This is a genomic window from Streptomyces sp. NPDC127092, from assembly GCF_042722475.1.
Classification (GTDB): Bacteria; Actinomycetota; Actinomycetes; order Streptomycetales; family Streptomycetaceae; genus Streptomyces.
Map to the genome: position 1 here is coordinate 215,693 of NZ_JBHXFE010000002.1, position 16,011 is coordinate 231,703.

The following is a 16,011-nucleotide window of genomic DNA, read 5'->3' on the forward strand; positions in this document are numbered from 1 at the left end:
ACGATCCTCCGATGATCACGAGAAAACGGCTGGCGACCGGGGCCTGCGCACTGCTCGCCGCCCTGACCGTCGGGCTCCTCCCGGCCACCGCCACCCCCGCCACCGCCGACGACGGACCCGTCGCCGCGGACACCGCCAAGGAACCGCCCAAGGTCGAGCTGGTGCTCGACGTCAGCGGCTCGATGCGGGCCCGCGACATCGACGGCCAGTCCCGCATGTCCGCCGCCAAGCAGGCCTTCAACGAGGTCCTGGACGCCGTCCCGCAGGAGGTGCGGCTCGGCATCCGCACCCTCGGCGCCGACTACCCCGGCCAGGACCGGCAGCGGGGCTGCAAGGACACCCGGCAGCTCTACCCGGTCGGTCCGCTCGACCGGACCGAGGCCAAGACCGCCGTGGCCACCCTCGCGCCCACCGGGTGGACGCCGATCGGACCCGCGCTGCTCGGCGCCGCCGAGGACCTCAAGGGCGGCGACGCCACCAAGCGGATCGTGCTCATCACGGACGGCGAGGACACCTGCGCCCCGCTCGACCCGTGCGAGGTCGCCCGCGACATCGCGGCCAAGGGCATCCACCTGGTCATCGACACCCTCGGGCTCGTCCCCGACGCCAAGACCCGCCGCCAGCTGATGTGCATCGCCGAGGCCACCGGCGGCACCTACACCTCCGTGCACCGCACCAAGGAGCTGTCCGGGCGCGTGCGGCAGCTCGTCGACCGCGCCGCCGACCCGGTCGTCACGCCCGTCGCCACCGACGGCGCCGCGCGCTGCGCCGACGCGCCGACCCTCAAGCCCGGCCTGTACACCGACCGGCAGGTCATCGGCACCCACCGCTGGTACCGGGTCGACGTGCTGCCCGGCCAGGAACTGCGCGCCTCCGTCAGCGTCTCCGCCGACCGCGCCGTCCACGACGACTACGGGGTGCTCCTGCGCGCCGTGACCCTGCACGGGCGCGAGATCGTCCGCGGCTCCGAGGCCGGCGACGGGCGCACCGACGTCATCTCGACCGGACTGCGCTACCCGAAGAAGGAGGACGAGGAGGCGATGGCCGACGACACGAAGTCCGCCGCCGAGACCGTCTGCCTCCAGGTCAGCAACTCCTTCTCCGCTCCCCCGTCGGTGAAGACCACGCCCGGAATGCCCGTCGAGCTCGCGATCGACGTCGTCGACGGTCCCGGCTCCGCCTCGGACGTCGCCTCCTTCGGCCTCGGCCGCGGCTGGTGGCTGCTCGGCGCCCTGGCGCTCGCCGGGTTCCTCGGCGGCCTCGTCTGGGGCTGGCTGTCCCGCTGGCGCATCGCTGTCTGGAGGACCCACTGATGCGTACCGTACGCAGACTTCTCACGGCCGTCGCGCTCGCCGGCGCCGCGCTGCTGGGCCCGGCCGCCGCGGCCGGAGTCGCCGACACCGCGACCCCGACGCCGAGCGGCAGCGCGAGCGGCGACGCCGCGGCGCAGGCCGGACCGACCGAGGCCGGCACCTCCTTCCGTACCGCCGCCTTCTTCCGGCAGGAGCAGCAGGCCACCGCGCAGGCGTCCACGGGTGACTACCTGTACTGGGTCTTCCCCGCCGACACCGGTCAGCGGCCGACCGTCACCGCCACCGTCACGCTCCCCGAGGCCGCGCTGCGGCACGGCTCGTCGACCTGGCGGATCGACGTCTACGACGGGCTGCGCAGGCGTCAGCCGTGCATGTACGGCATGCAGTCCCGGGTCGCGGCCAAGGAGGCGGCCACGGTGGAACTCGCCTGCACGCTGCGGCCGGTACGGGCCGCGGCCGACACCTGGTCCCAGGACCCGCTGCCGGGCAGCTATTTCATCCGGCTCACCACCACCGCGCTGCCCGAGGAGGACTCGGGCCAGCCGTTCTCGGCGCGGATCACGGCGACCTCGCGCGACATGGGCGGGGCGTACGCGACGGACGGCGCGCTCGCCGTGCCGCTGGTGCCCGGGGCGACGACGCCGGAGACGGTGGAGGCCCGGGCGCCCGAGGACGGCTGGTCCTCCGGCTGGTGGTCCGACCGCTGGCTGTGGACCGCCGCCGGCGGCATGCTGGCCGCGCTCGCGGGCATCGGCGGCTACATCCTGACGCGCGGTTCGGGCCGCCCGTCCCGGGTCCCTCCGACCGCGTGACGGCCTGACCGCCTGACCGCGTGACCGCCCGACAGTCCCGACGCGTGACCGCGTCCGGCGTACCCGGCCCCCTGTCGCTCCGCCGACAGGGGGCCGGTCCGCTTCTCGTCGTCTCCTCGCGACGCGGCGTCCTCGCGTCGTGGCGCCATGGCGTCCAGGTGGTGCCGTGGCGTCAGCGTCCGCCGGGCCGGACCAGTCCCGTCTCGTACGCGTGGACGGCGGCCTGCGTGCGGTCGCGCAGCGACAGTTTGGTGAGGATGCGGCTCACATAGGTCTTCACGGTCTGCTCGGCGACCACCAGCCGGGCGGCGATCTCCGCGTTGGACAGGCCGTGCGCGATGAGCGTGAGCACCTCGGTCTCGCGTTCCGTCAGGGCGCCGACGCGGTCCTTCAGCGGGGCGCGCGGGCCGTCGCTCAGCCGGGAGAACTCGGCTATCAGCCGCTTGGTGACATTGGGTGCGAGCAGCCCGTCGCCGCGGGCCACCACCCGTACCGCCTGGGCGAGTTCCTCGGCGGACGCGTCCTTCAGGAGGAAGCCGGAGGCGCCGGCGCGCAGCGCCTCGTACACGTACTCGTCGAGGTCGAAGGTGGTGAGGACGAGGACCTTGACGGTGGCGTCGGCGGGGGCGGTGAGGAGCCGGGTGGCCTCGATGCCGCCGGTGCCGGGCATGCGGATGTCCATGAGGACGACGTCGGGGGCGAGTTCGGCCGCCTTGGCGACGGCGTCGGCCCCGTCGACGGCCTGGCCGACCACCCGGATGCCGGGCTCGGCGTTCAGCAGGACCGTGAAGCCCTGCCGGACCATCACCTGGTCGTCGGCGATGAGCACCCTGATGTCGCCGGTGCCGTCGTGGGTCATGGACCGTCCTTGGGGTCGAGGGGCGCGGGCAGGGTGGCGGTGACCTCCCAGCCGCCTTCGGGCGTGGGTCCCGCGGCGAGTTCCCCGCCGAGCATGGCGGTGCGTTCGCGCATGCCGAGCAGTCCGTGGCCGGGTTCCCCGCCGGGGCCGGCGGGCGCCGGGCCGGGCGGGCGGGCCGGGGCGCTGTTGGTGATCCGTACGGTCAGTCCGCCGCGGTGGTAGTGGGTCCGCACCGCGGCCCGGGCGCCGGGCGCGTGGCGCACGGCGTTGCTCAGGGCCTCCTGCACGATGCGGTACGCGGAGAGTTCGGTGCCCGGGGAGAGCGGCCGGGGTTCGCCGTGCGACTCGGCGGTCACGTCGAGGCCGGCGGCGCGGACGTTCGCCAGGAGTTCGCCGAGCCGCTCCAGCGTGGGCTGCGGCGCGTGCCGTACACCCGCGGCGGTGTCGCCGGCCGCGCCGTCGCCGCGCAGGACGCCCAGGACGCGGCGGAGTTCGGTGAGCGCGTCGACGGCGTTCTGCCGGATGCCGGCCAGGTTCTCGCGGAGCTCGGGTGACGGGTCGGCGACCAGGTGGGGGGCGACCTGGGCCTGGATGGAGATGACGGACATGTGGTGGGCGACGACGTCGTGGAGCTCGCGCGCGATCCGGCCGCGTTCCTCCAGGAGGGCGCGTCGGGCGCGTTCCTCGGCGGTCAGTTCCTCCTGCTCGACGAGGCGGGTGCGGGAGACGCGGGCGGCGCGCAGCGAGCCGCCGATGACGGTCGCGGCGGCGAAGGCGACGGCGCCCTGGGGAAGGGTGACCAGTCCGGGTACGGGGTGCGGGACGACGCCGCCGATCCCGGTGAGCAGGGAGATCCCGAGCGCCGCGACGGCGGCGGTGGGACGCACCCGCAGGGAGAGCAGGAGCAGCACCAGCGTGTGCAGGGCGATGGCCGGGACGCTCCACGGCCGTGCGCCGCCGAAGACCGACGAGGTCAGCGAGGCGGTGAGGGCGAGCGCCGCCGTGGAGACCCACAGGGCGGCGGCGGGCCGGCTGAGCGCCAGGACGGGCGCGGCACTCTGGACGACGACGAGCAAGGAGACGGCGGCGGTGGCGGGCTGCATGAAGCTCTCGTAATGGTTCTGCTCCCAGATGCCCATGAGGACGCAGAACAGCACGACGTGCCCGTGGGCGAGCCGGCCGAGGAGGCGGTGGCGGGGCAGCGGGTCGCGCCGCCCGGGCCGCAGGTCGGCGCGTATGACGCCGGGGGCGGCGCGCAGCGCGCCCTGCCACCGTGCCGAGTCCCTCACCACAGCGTTCCCCCCGCTGGTGCCGTCTTCCTGAAGCCACAGCCTAGGCATGTCGGGTCTCCGTCCTTCGCCCGGGCCGCCGCTTCGGGGCGCGGGCCGTGCGGGTGGTGCGTTCGTACGCGTGGAAGGCGGCGACGCAGACGAGCAGCGCGCCGGCGAACAGCGGGAGCCAGCCGAGCCGGGCCAGGACCCAGTCGTGGCCGTCGGGGACGGTGTGGAGCCCGGTGAGCGGTGGGTGGCCGAGGCGGTCGGCGGTGAGCAGTCCGCCGGCGGTGACGGCGATCATCGCGGTCTGGTGCCACAGGAAGACCGTCACCGCACCGAGGTTGAGCGCGGCGACGGCCGCCCACGCGACGGGCCGGCGCAGCGCGCGGCGCAGCGGGCCGAGCAGCAGGACGGCCGCTCCGCACTGGGCGAGACCGAAGGTGACGGCCGCCAGTGTGGGCGGGTTGAGGTTGGAGACCGGGGCTCCGGGCACACCGACCATCGCGCCGGGGTACCCGGCGAAGGCGACCAGGAGGCCCGTCGCGCCGGCCCCGCCGAGCAGCAGCGTCCAGGCGGCGGCCGGGGCGAGCGGACCGCGGCGGGCGAGCAGGGCGCCGAGGCAGTACGGCACGAGCCAGCCGGCGGGGACGTTGAGCCCGCCGAGCCAGGACGGGCCGTCGAAGCCGAAGCGGATCACGTCGACGTGGAGGACGACGGCGAGCGGCCACAGCGGGTGGACGCGGGCGACGAGAGGGGTGGCGGCGGTGAGGGCGGCGAGTACCAGCAGGAACCACAGCGGTGACAGCACGAGCTTGCCGAGCGCGTACACCGTCTGCCAGGGCACGCCGCAGCCGAGCATGACGGTGCTCGCGACGGTCCAGACCGCGAGCAGCGGCACGACGGGCCGGAAGAGCCGGCCGAGCCGGGCGGCGGTCCACCGGCCGTGGCTCTCGCCGCGGGCGCGGGCGGCGGTGTGGCCGCGGGCGGCGACGTACCCGCCGACGAGGAAGAAGACCGCCAGGGTCTGGAACACCCAGGACACGGCGGTGAGTTCGGGCAGGTGGCGGAGCGGGCTCTCGACGCGCAGGGTGCCGCTGTCGGCGACCAGGGCGGTGACGAGCCAGTGGCCGAGGACCACGCCCAGGATCGCGAGGGCGCGCAGGGCGTCGAGGGCCCGGTCACGCCCGGGCGGGGTGGCGGCGCTGACGCGGCGGACGACGTCACGCATCGGCGGGCTCCTGCCCGGCGACGATACGGGCGAGGTTGCGCAGCGGTACGGAGCCGGGGGCGAGGTAGTCGCTGTGGCCGCCGTCGCCCGCGGCGAAGCGCCGGGCGCCGAAGGCCGGGTCCACCGGGTCGGCGCCGAAGCCGAGTTCGGTGCCGGGAAGCAGCGGGACGCGGACGTGCGGCACGTCGGCGACCCAGTCACCGCTGGAGCGCCCGGCCCAGACGGCGGCCCGGGTGCGCAGCGCGGCGACGTCGTCGGAGCCGGTGCCGGGGCTGCCGTAGAGGACGATCGCGTCGGCGGTCGTCCCGGCGGCGGCGCGGGCGCAGACCACGGAGCCGTAGGAGTGGCAGAGCAGGGTGATGCGGGCGGCGGGCCGGATCCGGCGGATCTCCTCGACGAAGGAGCGGAGCCGGGGTGAGGCCTGGTCGGCGCGGCCGGGTGTGAGGGAGGCGGTGCTGGCGGTGGCGGGCGGCCGGTAACCGAGCCAGGCGAGCACGGCGGCCGGGGGCCCTGGCGTACGGCGAAGGGCGTCCTGAAGGGCGACCGCGCCGGCCCGGAAGCGGTCGTAGTGGTCGAGGCCGGTGTCGGCACCGGGGACGAGGACCGCGATCCGCTCGGCGCGGGCCAGATCACCGACGACTTCCACGGCGCGCCCGCCGTCCCGCCCGTCGAACGCGAGGAAGCTGCGCCCCGGCCCGGCCATCGTCCGCAGCGAGGCCGCCCGGCCGTGGGCGCCGTAGGCGTCCGCAGTTCGCGCGGCGGCACGCAGAGCCGTCCGCTGGTGCGCGTACAGAGCGTCGAGCCGTGCGGTCGGCGTCGGCGGCCCGGTGGCGGTCGACGGGACGGCGGCCGCGGGCTCGGGAGCCGGCACCTCCCCGGGCCCGGCCGCCCCCGCGACCGGCACCGCGACGGCGGCGGTGACGAGCGCGGCAAGCAGCGCGCGACGGAGACGGCCCGCACGGGGGGCGCGGGTTGTCCGTGGGGCGCGGGCTGTCCGTGGGGCGCGGGCGAGGGACGCCATGGGGCGATTCCTTCCGTAGGGGGTTCGTTCCGCTACGGAAGCTATGAAGCGCGCCGTGTGGTCGGCGTCCCGCCGGGGAGCCAACCACGCGGGTAGCTCTCAGGTATGACGGGTGCTCGACGAGGGCCGGGCGGTGCCGGCACGGCCGGCTCGCGGGGTGTGCCGCTCAGCCCGCGAGCCGCCCGCGCCGTGTCCGGGGGCGGTACGGGTCAGCCGAGGGAGAGCGGGAGCCGCACGTCCGTCGTGGCCAGGGCGGCCTGTTCGCGGGCGCTGGGTATGCGGCGGCCGGTGGCCACGAGCAGGGCGTCCGTGTCGGACAGTGCGGCGGGCAGCGGCGTGCCGGCGATGCGCTCGACGAGGTCGCGCGCACGGGCCAGGCTCTCGGCGGGCGGGCGGGGCGCCCCCGGCAAGTGGGCGACGAGGTCGAGGTGGTGCAGCGTCCACTCCAGGACGTACGCGGAGAGGTAGTCGGCGACGGTGAGCACCTGGCCGCGCGTACCCACCGTGAGGGCCGGGTCCGCGAGGCCGGCCGCGCGGCCGGCCGCCGAACCCACGTCGTCGAGATGGAACTTCAGGAGCGCGGGGTCCTGGTAGGCGGCGGCGAGCCGTACGGTTAGCGCGTCGAGCGGGTCGTCACCGGTCGGCGGCGTGTCGGAGACCTCCCAGTAGCTCGCCGCGTCGCGGGTGGGCGCCGTGCCGGCGGGCGTCGCGAGCGTGATGAGGACGTCCTGGGCGTCGATGACGAGGTGGCACACCAGGTCGCGGACCAGCCATCCGGTGCAGCCGGAGGGCTGGGCGAAGTCCTCGTCGGCGAGTCCGGCGACCGCCGCGCGCAGGGCGTTCCATGCCTGTGAGAAGTGATCCACCGTCGCACGTTATCAGCGCCATCGCCTCAAAGATGCGATTTCCGGCCATGGCTGATCTGCCATCACTTTACAGTTCGCGACACGAACTACTAATGTTCGTGTCACGAACTACGTAGGTCTTCTTCCACCTTCCGAGGGAGTATCCCCATGTCTGGAATCGTCGCGGTCATCGGTGGCGGCTACGGCGGCGCGGCCGTCGCCAAGGCACTCGACGCGGAACCCGCGGCCGAGGTCGTGCTCATCGAGCCGAAGGACGCCTTCGAGCACGCGGCCGGCTCGCTGCGGGCCCTGGTCCGGCCCGACTGGGCGCCGAACATCTACTTCCCCTACGACCGGCTCCTCCAGCGCGGCCGCGTGGTGCGCGAGCGCGCCGCCGCCGTCGACGCCCATGGCGTCACCCTGGCGTCCGGCGCCCGCGTGGCCGCCGACCACATCGTCATCGCGACCGGTTCCGCCTACCCGCGGCCGGCCAAGTCCGGCCTCGACTCCGCGGCCGAGTCGCTCGCGGCACTCCGCGAGACCCACGAGGAGCTGGCGTCGGCCGAACGCGTCCTCATCACGGGCGCCGGCCCGGTCGGCCTGGAGCTCGCCGGCGAGATCACCGCGGTCTGGCCCGAGAAGCACGTGATCCTCGTCGACCCGGCACCCGCGCTGCTGCCCGCCTTCGCCCCGGAACTGCGCGCGGACCTGCTCTCCCAGCTGGCCACACTCGGCGTGGAACTGCGCCTCGGCACCACGCTCGCCGAGCAGCCGCCCGCCGAACCGGGCCGGGCGAAGACCTTCACGGTGACCACCACCGACGGCGCCGAACTCACCGCCGACATCTGGTTCCGGGCCCATGGCGTCCACGTCCGGAGCGATTTCCTGAGCGGGGCCCTCGCCTCCTCCCGTACCCCGGAGGGCCGCGTCCGGGTCGACGAGCACCTCCGCGTCGAGGGACAGGAGCGGGTCTACGCGGTCGGCGACGTCACCGACCTCGCCGAGGCGAAGATGGCCGGATACGCGATGCAGCACGCCGAGGTGGTCGCCCGCAACATCGCGTCGGCCCTGCGCGGCGAGCGGCCCACCGCCGTCTACCGGCCCTCCCCCGTGCCCTCGGTCCTGCTGCCGCTGGGTCCCACGGGCGGCGTGGGCCAGGTGCCGAGCCCGGAGGGACCGCAGATCCTTCCCGCCGAGACGGTCGCCCAGTACAAGGGCGCGGACCTGTTCACCGGCCGCTTCACCGAGCTCTTCGGCACGGCGTCGGCGGCGACGCCCGTCCCCGCTCCCCGTCAGCGGTAGTCGTCACGCACCAGCTCGGGCGGCGCGGTCCCCGGCACCTCGGGCGAGGCGGAGCCGCCGGCCCGCGACCCGGCCGTCGGCGCCTCGCTCGCCGGCGCCTCGCTCGCCGGCGCCGTCGGATCAGGCGCCCGGTTCGGCGAAGACGACCGGCACCTCGTTGTCCAGGACGACCCGCCCGAGCAGTTCGGCGAGCCGGTCGCGCTCGCCCGCCTCGAGCCCCGAGGGCAGCAGGTCGATGCGGCGGCACGTCTCCTCGTAGAAGGCGTCGGCGATCCGCCTGCCCTCCTCGGTGAGCACGATCCGCACCGCCCGCCCGTCCTCCGGATCCGGCTCGCGCCGCACCAGTCCGCGCTGCGCGGTCCGGTCGACGAGTCCGGTGAGGCTGGACTTCGCGAGACCCAGGACCGCGCCGAGCTCGCCCATCCCGTACGGCGTGGGCATCAGCACGCACAGCAGCTGTCCCTGCTGCGGCGTGATCCCGTACTCCCTGCTCGACTCCGCGTACACCGCGTTCACCAGAAACGAGGTGCGCACCAGTGCGGCGACGACTCCCATTTTCTCATCCGTGGACTTCCCCATCGGCCCAGAATACGCCACGGGAAAGCGCCGCAGACGTCACGCAAAGCAGGAAATTCGCCCCACGAACTAGGGTTTCTCCACTACGCTCACCATGGTCACGACCACGATCGGACGAGGGGGTACGCCATGCCGTACGAGACCGGCGCGAAGGTGAGACTGACCAGGGACGTGCAGGTCACCGGGAACGACACGGCGGCCAGGCCCGGCGGTCCCGGCCCGCTGTTCCTGGCCGAGGGCCTCCAGGGCGTCGTCACGGGCTCGGCGAGGGCGGCCGGCGGCATGGCCGACGACGCGCTCGCGAGCTTCGAACAGCAGCTGGGCGGCCAGCGGTTCGACGGCTTCACGACCGCCCTGATCGACGACCTCCGTCAGCGGCTCATCCGGCAGGGAGCGTTCGACTCCGTCGTCGGCGACCGGATCGGATACCGGGTGCGCTTCGAGAACGGGTTCGTTCTCGACGGCCTTCAGGAAGACTGTCTGACCCGGGCCTGAGACCTGCCACTGCGCCGGCGCGGCGGCGCGGCGGCGGGCGCCTACGCCGCCGGGTACGTGATCGAGCCGAGCGGCGGGCACGGCATGAGCACGGTGCCGGCGCCCGGCCGTTCGACGAAGGCTCGGGCCTCCGCGGCCCGCAGGCGCCGGGACTCCAGGTCTTCGGCGTGCCGGGCGTCGGTCAGGGCACGGTCGTGGTCCCACGAGTCGTCGATGAGACTCAGGCTGACGTTGCCGGAGCTGCGCTGGAACTCCGCTGCCACGGAGGCGCGTTGGACCGCGGTCTGGACCGCGGCGAGATCCATGCGGGTGGCGAGGACGCCGGGGGTGTGCGGTTCGCGGGTCGGCAGGGGGGCCTGCGGAAGCAGCGACACCCCGGTGTCGAGGCGGCCGAGGTTGTCGACGCTCGCCGTCCGGGCGTCCCTCACCGCGATCTGCATCTCCTGGTGCAGCCAGAACAACTCGTCGAGGTCGGCCTGGGTGACGCGCATCCGCCGGTACAGGGCCTGGAAACGGGGGTCCCCGTGCAGCGGGCGCAGAGGGGCGACGTGGAGGGCCACGCAGTCGCTGTAGCCGGCCGCGACGGCCGCGTCGAGGTGGAACACCGCCTGGTCGGGCTGCCCGTGCGCGGCGGCCAGGCCGCCGAGGCTCACGTGTCCGGCGGCGACGAGCCAGGTGCCGTCGGGTCCGAGCGCCGTGGCGCGCGCGACGACGTCGTGGAGTCCCGTGACCGCCACCCCACCGGCGCCGTCGGTCAGGAGCGTCACCAGCACTTCGTGCAGACGGGCGGTCAGTGAGTTGACGCTGTCGACCATGGCTCTCCTCGGTCCTCGTCGGTGAAGAACGACAGGGGTGCGGCGTCGTTGGCGACGACTCCCGGGAAGAGGACGGACGGACGGGGCGCGTGGTTCCTGCGCCATCCATGGTCTTCAGCGGGCCTGGGAATCGGACGGCTCGGGTACAAGGTCACGCAGGCGGTCGAGGAGAGCCCTGGCCGCGGGGCTCGAAGGGCCGCCGGCCTGCCAGGCCAGCACGATGCGGGCACGCATCTCGGGCCGAACGATCCGCAGGGTGCGGAGGTGCCCGTCGAGCGGGGGATCGTCCTCACCGGCAGGCACCACGGCGATGCCCAGGCCCCGCGCGGCAAGCCGCGAGAGCACGTGCGGGGCTGCCGCCTCGAAGGCAACGCGGGGCCGGAATCCCGCCTGCGCACAGCCCCGTTCGAGCGTCGTGCGCACCCCGGTGCCGCGCGGCAGGCAGATCAGCGGCCGGTCCCGCAGCTCGGCGAGCGGGACGCTCGCACCGTCGACGCGGTCGAGCACCGGATCACCGGGCGCGACGGCGGCGACCAGCGGGACGTCGATCACCGTCTGGAAGGCCGCTCCGGGCGGGGGCGTCTCCTCTGCCGTTCCGATGATGGCGATGTCGAGCTCGCCGGCCAGGAGCGCGGCCTGCATCCGTTCCGTGGTGTCCTCGGTGAGAGCCACCTCCACCGAGGGGTGGGCGTCGTGGAAGTCCGCGAGCAAGGCGGCGATGTCGAAGGCGTGGGCGGTGGCGCCGGAGACCAGTCCGAGCGTGACCCGGCCGCGCAGCAGCCCCGTGTACGCATCGACCGTCTGCCGCACCGACTCCGCCGCGGCCAGTGCGGCGCGGGCGTACGGCAGGACCGCCCGCCCGACCTCGGTGGGCGTCACCGACCGGCCGGTGCGGTCGAGCAGGGGCTGCCCCAACTCCTTCTCCAGCTGGCGGATCTGGGCACTGAGGCCGGGCTGGGCCAGATGCAGCCGGGCGGCGGCTCTGGTGAAACCGCCCTCCTCGACGACGCAGACGAAGGCTACGACGCCGCCAACCTCGATCCCGCCGGCTCCGCGTCCCCGGTCGTCCCGCGCTCGCGTTCGTACCTCAGCAGCACCACCCCGTTGCCGAAGGAGCGCGTCCGCTCCAGGCGCAGGGAGGCTCCGGTGGCCGTGGGCGGGAAGAGCGGGGTGCCGCGGCCGATGAGGACGGGGTCGACGTAGAGCTGGTAGGCGTCGATCAGGTCCAGTTCGCGGAAGGCCGCGGAGAGTTCCGCGCCGCTCAGGGCGAGGTCGCCGTCGGCGGCGGCCGCGAGGGCGCGGACCTCGTCGGCGTCCACGCGGGACACCACGGTGGTGTTCCAGTCGGCCCGCTCGAGTGTCGTGGAGTAGACGACCTTCGGGGTCGAGCGCCAGATCCCGGCGAATTCCCGCATCGCGGGCGTGCACTCCGGGTCGGTGTCGGCGGTCGGCCAGAACTCGGCCATCAGCATGTGCGTCCGCCGTCCGCTGAGGAACCCGCCCATGGCGGCGAGTTCCTCGTTGAAGTGCCGGTGGAGCTCCTCGTCGACGCGGTGCCAGCTGATGTCGTGGTTCTCTCCCTCGATGTAGCCGTCGAGGGAGACGGTGGTGAACTGGACGATCTTTCCCGGCACGGGCGGCACTCCCCTGGTTCACGGAGGCCGCCCGTCACACCGGTTCAGGCCATGCGGCGGGCGCCCTCCTTGATGGCCTCACGGATACGGTTATAGGTGCCGCAGCGGCAGATGTTGCGGATCTGGTCCAGGTCGGCCTCGTCGATCTCCCGGCCGGCCTCGTGGGCGCGCCGTACGGCCGCCACGGCGGTCATGATCTGGCCGGGCTGGCAGTAGCCGCACTGGGCGACGTCGATGTCGAGCCAGGCCTCCTGCATCGGGTGCAGGTCCTTGCCGACGGTGCCGGGCAGGCCCTCGATGGTGGTGACCTCGTCGTCGTCCGCGAGCTCCTTCACGGGGACGGAGCAGGGGGTGAAGGCCTTGCCGTTGAGGTGGCTCGTACAGGCCTTGCAGACGCCGACGCCGCATCCGTACTTGGGTCCGGTGACGCCGAGGACGTCACGGAGCACCCAGAGCAGCCGGACGTCGTCCTCGACGTCCGCGGTGACGGCCTTGCCGTTGAGGATGAAGGTGTGCTGGGGCACGGTGGCTCCTGTTCTGCGGTGCGCTCGCGCGCGGGACCCGCGGCGGCTCAGAGGACGCGGTCGCGGCCGTCGGTGGGGGCGGCGGGGATCGGGGGCACGGTGGGCAGCGGGGTGAAGGTCAGCGGCGCCGTGTGGTTGACGGGGAAGGTGGTCGGCATGGTGCCGGTGGCCCGGCCGTAGGCGCAGGCGACGGCGGCCGCCGCGGCGGCGACGGCCAGCTCGCCGGCCCCGCCCGGCTTGTCACCGGTCGAGGGCATGACGACGATCTCCAGCTCCGGCGGGGTGTTCCACTGCCGGGTGTAGAAGTAGTTGTCCCAGCTGCTCTCCAGGAAGTGGCCGTCCTTGAGGTGGAGGCCGGAGGTGAGGGTGAGGGCGATGCCGTCGCTGATGCCGCCCATCATCTGGGCTTCCAGGCCGCGCGGGTTGACGGCGAGGCCGACGTCGACGGCGCAGACGACCTTGGTGACGCGCGGACCCGTGCAGGCGTCCGGCACCTTCCGTCCCGTGGTCGCGGGCCGGCAGTCGATCTCGGCGAGGACGGCGACGACGGAGTGGTATTCGGGGTGGACGGCGATGCCCTGGGCGGTGCCGGGCTCCATCTGCCTTCCCCACCGGCCGACTTCGGCGACCTTGTCCAGGACCGCGCGGGTCCGCTCGTCCTTGAGGAAGCGGCGGCGGAAGGCGAGCGGGTCCCGTCCCATGCGCGCGGCGAGGGCGTCGACGACGAGCTCCTGGGCGGTGCGCACGTTGGGCGAGTAGATGTTGCGCATGGAGCCCGTGTTGAAGCCGTGGTCGACCTCGCTGAGCAGCTGTGTGGTCACCCCGAAGTGGTAGGGGCTGGACTGGGTGAGCTGGAACATCGTCTCGGAGAACGTGAGGTTCGCGACCGGCAGCTTCGCCGCCTCGGACGTGATGATCTCACCCACGCCGTGGCCGAAGTCGGTGGCGACGGAGGTGTGCCGCTGCTCGTACGTGAGGACCTCGCCGAGCGCGTAGGTGGCGCGGACCCGTGAGGTCGACATCGGGTGCGTACGCCCCTGCCGGAAGTCGTCGGTGCGGTGCCACATGAGCCGTACGGGCTTCCCCATGGCCTGCGAGATCTCGGCGGCCTCGCCGGCGGCGTCGTGGAAGAGCTTGCGGCCGAAGGAACCACCGCCCTCGGTGACATGGACCTTCACGGCGCTCACCGGCAGGCCGAGCTGGAGGGCGATCTTCTCCTGGGCGACGATCGGCGACTTGAGGCTGGCCCAGATCTCGGCGGAGCCGGGGCGCACGTCGGCGACGGCGCAGTTGGTCTCCAGGGCGCCGTTGCTGGCGAAGTGGAAGGTGAAGCGCACGTCGACCGCCTTGGTGAGCAGGTCGAGCGGCGGCACGACGAGGGGCAGTTCGGCCCGCCGCAGCTTCTCCAGGACGGTCGCGTCGGACGCCCCTTCCGCCGTGCCGGGGCCCCAGGTGACCTTGAGGGCGCGGACCGCGTCGATGCACTGGCCGAACGTGCGGCCGCGGACGGCGACTCCGGTGGAGACGGTGGCGACGTCGGTGATGCCGGGCATGGCCGCGACCTCGGCCAGGTTGTCGACGGAGCGCACGGTGCCGTTGATCGTCGGCGGGCGGCAGACCATGGTCGGCAGCGCGTCGGGGACCCGGACGTCCATGGCGAAGGTCTTGCGGCCGGTGACGGCGGCGAGGGCGTCGAGACGCCGCTGGGAGGTGCCGATCACGGTGAAGTCGTCGGGGTCCTTGAGGGTGACGGCGACCTGGCCGTCCGTCAGGGCCGCCGCCTTCACCGCGAGTTCGCCGTAGGTCAGACGGACTCCGGCGGCGGAGGTGATGACGCCGGCCTTGGCCGTGAGGGTGGAGACGGCCTCGCCGAGTTCGAGGGCGGCGGCGCGCAGCAGCCGGTCGCGGGCGACGGCGGCGGCGACCCGGATCGGGGTGAAGGTGGAGACGGTGGTGTTGGAGCCGCCGGTGAGCTGGTTGAAGAGCAGTTCGGGCCGGGCGTCGGCGAGCGTGACCCTGACCCGCTCGACGGGCAGGTCGAGCTCCTCGGCGACGATCATCGCGGTGGAGGTCGTGATGCCCTGGCCGACCTCGGCGCGGGGCAGCGCGAAGTGGGCGGTGCCGTCCGGGTCGAGACGGATGGTGATGAGGTTCGCCGTGGGCAGGGCGGCGGCGGTGAGCAGGTCATTGAGGTCGAGGATCTCGGCGGGCCCGGGGAGCGACGGCACGACGGCGGGCGCGGCGGCCGGGGCGGCGGCCACCGCGGGGGTGGCCGCGAGGGCGTCCGCGCCGATCCGGGCGGCGACGGTGAGGGTCGGCGCGGCCAGTACGTACCCGAGGAACCGCCGGCGGCCCAGGGCCCGCCCGCCGAGTGGCGGCTCGGCTTCCTGCTCGGGGTGGGATGCGCGGTCCTGCGCTGCCATGAGGGGTGCCCTTTCGACGTCGGCGGGGGGCGTGGATGCGCCGAGTCGATCATCACCCGTTCGGGCCTGCCGCGGGGCGGGAACCGCGCAGCTTTCACGGCTGACCCGTCAGGTCCTCACGAGCGGGAGGAGGGCGGCGGCAGCTGCCCGCGCACCCACTCCACGTCGGGATTGGTGTGCGGCCGGCCGGCCACGAAGACGGTCGGAACCGTCTCGTTCCCGTCGTTGGCCGCCCTCACCTCCGCCGCCCCCTCCGGATCCCGCCAGATGTCGACCCAGTACACGCGGCGGGCGTCCCGGCCGAGCCGTACGCGAAGGCTCATGCAGAACGGGCAGCCCGCGCGCCAGTAGACGACCGGCCGCCCGTCCTCCGCGCTGCGCCGCATCGCTTCCGACGCGCTGACGGACCGCGGGAACAGCAGCGGCGAGTTCACGCCCGCGATCCCCAGGAGCCCCACGAGGAGCACGGCGGCGAGGACGGGACTGCCCTTCGCGACCATCCCGACGGCGACCAGTACGCCACAGAGCCCCAACAGAATCGGCAGAAGCCAAGCACGCGTCATGAACATGCAGGCTATCGCTCGCGCAGCGCGGAGTGGGCGAGGACCCCGCGGGCCGTCGCGACGGCCCGGCCGCGGGAGGCCCGCAACTGCGCGCGGGAGAGCCGGGCACGCTGGCCGCCGCCGGCGATCAGCGCGTTGACGGAGACCATCGGGTCCCCGCCCGCCGTACGGGCCAGCAGCGCACCGACCACGACGGGCAACAGCGCCACCGCGAGCGCCGAGCCGGTGGCGGTGGCCGTGGCGGTGACGTTGCGGAGGGGGCGGGGGCGCGTGGCTTCGTCGGTCATGACGACAGTTCACCAGCGGGGCGGGGGCGTGGGCATCGGG

Annotated in this window: 17 protein-coding genes; 4 read left to right on the forward strand and 13 right to left on the reverse strand. The window is 74.0% G+C overall.

Annotated elements, in window-relative coordinates:
* Positions 1-11: 11 nt before the first annotated feature.
* Entirely contained in the window at positions 12-1,313 is a 1,302-nt protein-coding gene (locus ACFWJO_RS02560) for a VWA domain-containing protein (protein WP_386862996.1), read from the forward strand.
* Complete coding sequence (locus ACFWJO_RS02565) at positions 1,313-2,125, forward strand: hypothetical protein (protein ID WP_386862997.1); 813 nt, start codon at positions 1,313-1,315, stop codon at positions 2,123-2,125. The genes ACFWJO_RS02560 and ACFWJO_RS02565 overlap by 1 nt, the downstream gene beginning before the upstream one ends.
* 172 nt (positions 2,126-2,297) lie before the next feature.
* Here the strand turns inward: ACFWJO_RS02565 and ACFWJO_RS02570 are convergent, their stop codons facing one another.
* The 5 genes from ACFWJO_RS02570 to ACFWJO_RS02590 form a co-directional block, all read right to left on the reverse strand.
* A complete protein-coding gene (locus ACFWJO_RS02570) occupies positions 2,298-2,984 on the reverse strand; it encodes a response regulator (protein ID WP_386862998.1) in 687 nt (228 codons plus the stop codon).
* Complete coding sequence (locus tag ACFWJO_RS02575) at positions 2,981-4,273, reverse strand: sensor histidine kinase (RefSeq protein ID WP_386862999.1); 1,293 nt, start codon at positions 4,271-4,273, stop codon at positions 2,981-2,983. The genes ACFWJO_RS02570 and ACFWJO_RS02575 overlap by 4 nt, the downstream gene beginning before the upstream one ends.
* 43 nt (positions 4,274-4,316) lie before the next feature.
* Positions 4,317-5,486: an acyltransferase gene (locus tag ACFWJO_RS02580; RefSeq protein ID WP_386863000.1), complete on the reverse strand. Its 1,170-nt coding sequence runs from the start codon at positions 5,484-5,486 to the stop codon at positions 4,317-4,319.
* Positions 5,479-6,507, reverse strand: a complete 1,029-nt coding sequence (locus tag ACFWJO_RS02585) for an alpha/beta hydrolase (RefSeq protein ID WP_386863001.1) — start codon at positions 6,505-6,507, stop codon at positions 5,479-5,481. Before ACFWJO_RS02585 ends, ACFWJO_RS02580 begins: the two co-directional genes overlap by 8 nt.
* Positions 6,508-6,716: 209 nt before the next feature.
* On the reverse strand, positions 6,717-7,373 hold the full coding sequence (locus tag ACFWJO_RS02590) for a maleylpyruvate isomerase N-terminal domain-containing protein (RefSeq protein ID WP_386863002.1): 657 nt from the start codon (positions 7,371-7,373) through the stop codon (positions 6,717-6,719).
* A 147-nt stretch (positions 7,374-7,520) separates the two neighbouring features.
* Here ACFWJO_RS02590 and ACFWJO_RS02595 point away from each other — a divergent pair, with 147 nt between their 5' ends.
* Positions 7,521-8,654 (forward strand): NAD(P)/FAD-dependent oxidoreductase, encoded by a 1,134-nt coding sequence (locus ACFWJO_RS02595; protein WP_386863003.1) that lies wholly within the window; start codon positions 7,521-7,523, stop codon positions 8,652-8,654.
* Positions 8,655-8,774: 120 nt separating this feature from the next.
* Here ACFWJO_RS02595 and ACFWJO_RS02600 read toward each other — a convergent pair whose 3' ends face one another.
* Positions 8,775-9,209 (reverse strand): MarR family winged helix-turn-helix transcriptional regulator, encoded by a 435-nt coding sequence (locus ACFWJO_RS02600; protein ID WP_386863098.1) that lies wholly within the window; start codon positions 9,207-9,209, stop codon positions 8,775-8,777.
* 150 nt (positions 9,210-9,359) lie between these two features.
* On the opposite strand from ACFWJO_RS02600, the gene ACFWJO_RS02605 reads away from it, so the two are divergent.
* Complete coding sequence (locus ACFWJO_RS02605; protein ID WP_386863004.1) at positions 9,360-9,725, forward strand: hypothetical protein; 366 nt, start codon at positions 9,360-9,362, stop codon at positions 9,723-9,725.
* A gap of 41 nt (positions 9,726-9,766) precedes the next feature.
* On the opposite strand, the gene ACFWJO_RS02610 is transcribed toward ACFWJO_RS02605, so the two are convergent.
* The 7 genes from ACFWJO_RS02610 to ACFWJO_RS02640 all read right to left on the reverse strand — a co-directional run bounded on the left by ACFWJO_RS02610 (position 9,767) and on the right by ACFWJO_RS02640 (position 15,971).
* Positions 9,767-10,540, reverse strand: a complete 774-nt coding sequence (locus ACFWJO_RS02610; protein WP_386863005.1) for a hypothetical protein — start codon at positions 10,538-10,540, stop codon at positions 9,767-9,769.
* 114 nt (positions 10,541-10,654) lie between these two features.
* On the reverse strand, positions 10,655-11,581 hold the full coding sequence (locus ACFWJO_RS02615) for a LysR family transcriptional regulator (RefSeq protein ID WP_386863099.1): 927 nt from the start codon (positions 11,579-11,581) through the stop codon (positions 10,655-10,657).
* A complete protein-coding gene (locus tag ACFWJO_RS02620; protein ID WP_386863006.1) occupies positions 11,560-12,174 on the reverse strand; it encodes a dihydrofolate reductase family protein in 615 nt (204 codons plus the stop codon). The genes ACFWJO_RS02615 and ACFWJO_RS02620 overlap by 22 nt, the downstream gene beginning before the upstream one ends.
* A gap of 44 nt (positions 12,175-12,218) precedes the next feature.
* The gene (locus ACFWJO_RS02625; RefSeq protein WP_386863007.1) at positions 12,219-12,698 is read right to left on the reverse strand and encodes a (2Fe-2S)-binding protein; all 480 of its coding nucleotides are present in this window, start codon (positions 12,696-12,698) and stop codon (positions 12,219-12,221) included.
* Between the two features lie 47 nt (positions 12,699-12,745).
* A complete protein-coding gene (locus ACFWJO_RS02630; RefSeq protein WP_386863008.1) occupies positions 12,746-15,121 on the reverse strand; it encodes a molybdopterin cofactor-binding domain-containing protein in 2,376 nt (791 codons plus the stop codon).
* Positions 15,122-15,237: 116 nt separating this feature from the next.
* Positions 15,238-15,684, reverse strand: a complete 447-nt coding sequence (locus ACFWJO_RS02635; protein WP_386863009.1) for a glutaredoxin domain-containing protein — start codon at positions 15,682-15,684, stop codon at positions 15,238-15,240.
* An 11-nt stretch (positions 15,685-15,695) separates the two neighbouring features.
* On the reverse strand, positions 15,696-15,971 hold the full coding sequence (locus tag ACFWJO_RS02640) for a hypothetical protein (RefSeq protein ID WP_386863010.1): 276 nt from the start codon (positions 15,969-15,971) through the stop codon (positions 15,696-15,698).
* Positions 15,972-16,011: the final 40 nt, after the last annotated feature.

What these genes read in the sequence shown, in the direction of transcription:
- ACFWJO_RS02560 (WP_386862996.1), top strand. Translation starts at nt 12, where the DNA reads ATGATCACGAGAAAACGGCTGGCGACCGGGGCCTGCGCACTGCTCGCC.
- ACFWJO_RS02565 (WP_386862997.1), top strand. Translation starts at nt 1,313, where the DNA reads ATGCGTACCGTACGCAGACTTCTCACGGCCGTCGCGCTCGCCGGCGCC.
- ACFWJO_RS02570 (WP_386862998.1), bottom strand. Translation starts at nt 2,984, where the DNA reads ATGACCCACGACGGCACCGGCGACATCAGGGTGCTCATCGCCGACGAC.
- ACFWJO_RS02580 (WP_386863000.1), bottom strand. Translation starts at nt 5,486, where the DNA reads ATGCGTGACGTCGTCCGCCGCGTCAGCGCCGCCACCCCGCCCGGGCGT.
- ACFWJO_RS02585 (WP_386863001.1), bottom strand. Translation starts at nt 6,507, where the DNA reads ATGGCGTCCCTCGCCCGCGCCCCACGGACAGCCCGCGCCCCACGGACA.
- ACFWJO_RS02595 (WP_386863003.1), top strand. Translation starts at nt 7,521, where the DNA reads ATGTCTGGAATCGTCGCGGTCATCGGTGGCGGCTACGGCGGCGCGGCC.
- ACFWJO_RS02600 (WP_386863098.1), bottom strand. Translation starts at nt 9,209, where the DNA reads ATGGGAGTCGTCGCCGCACTGGTGCGCACCTCGTTTCTGGTGAACGCG.
- ACFWJO_RS02605 (WP_386863004.1), top strand. Translation starts at nt 9,360, where the DNA reads ATGCCGTACGAGACCGGCGCGAAGGTGAGACTGACCAGGGACGTGCAG.
- ACFWJO_RS02610 (WP_386863005.1), bottom strand. Translation starts at nt 10,540, where the DNA reads ATGGTCGACAGCGTCAACTCACTGACCGCCCGTCTGCACGAAGTGCTG.
- ACFWJO_RS02630 (WP_386863008.1), bottom strand. Translation starts at nt 15,121, where the DNA reads ATGGCAGCGCAGGACCGCGCATCCCACCCCGAGCAGGAAGCCGAGCCG.
- ACFWJO_RS02635 (WP_386863009.1), bottom strand. Translation starts at nt 15,684, where the DNA reads ATGACGCGTGCTTGGCTTCTGCCGATTCTGTTGGGGCTCTGTGGCGTA.
- ACFWJO_RS02640 (WP_386863010.1), bottom strand. Translation starts at nt 15,971, where the DNA reads ATGACCGACGAAGCCACGCGCCCCCGCCCCCTCCGCAACGTCACCGCC.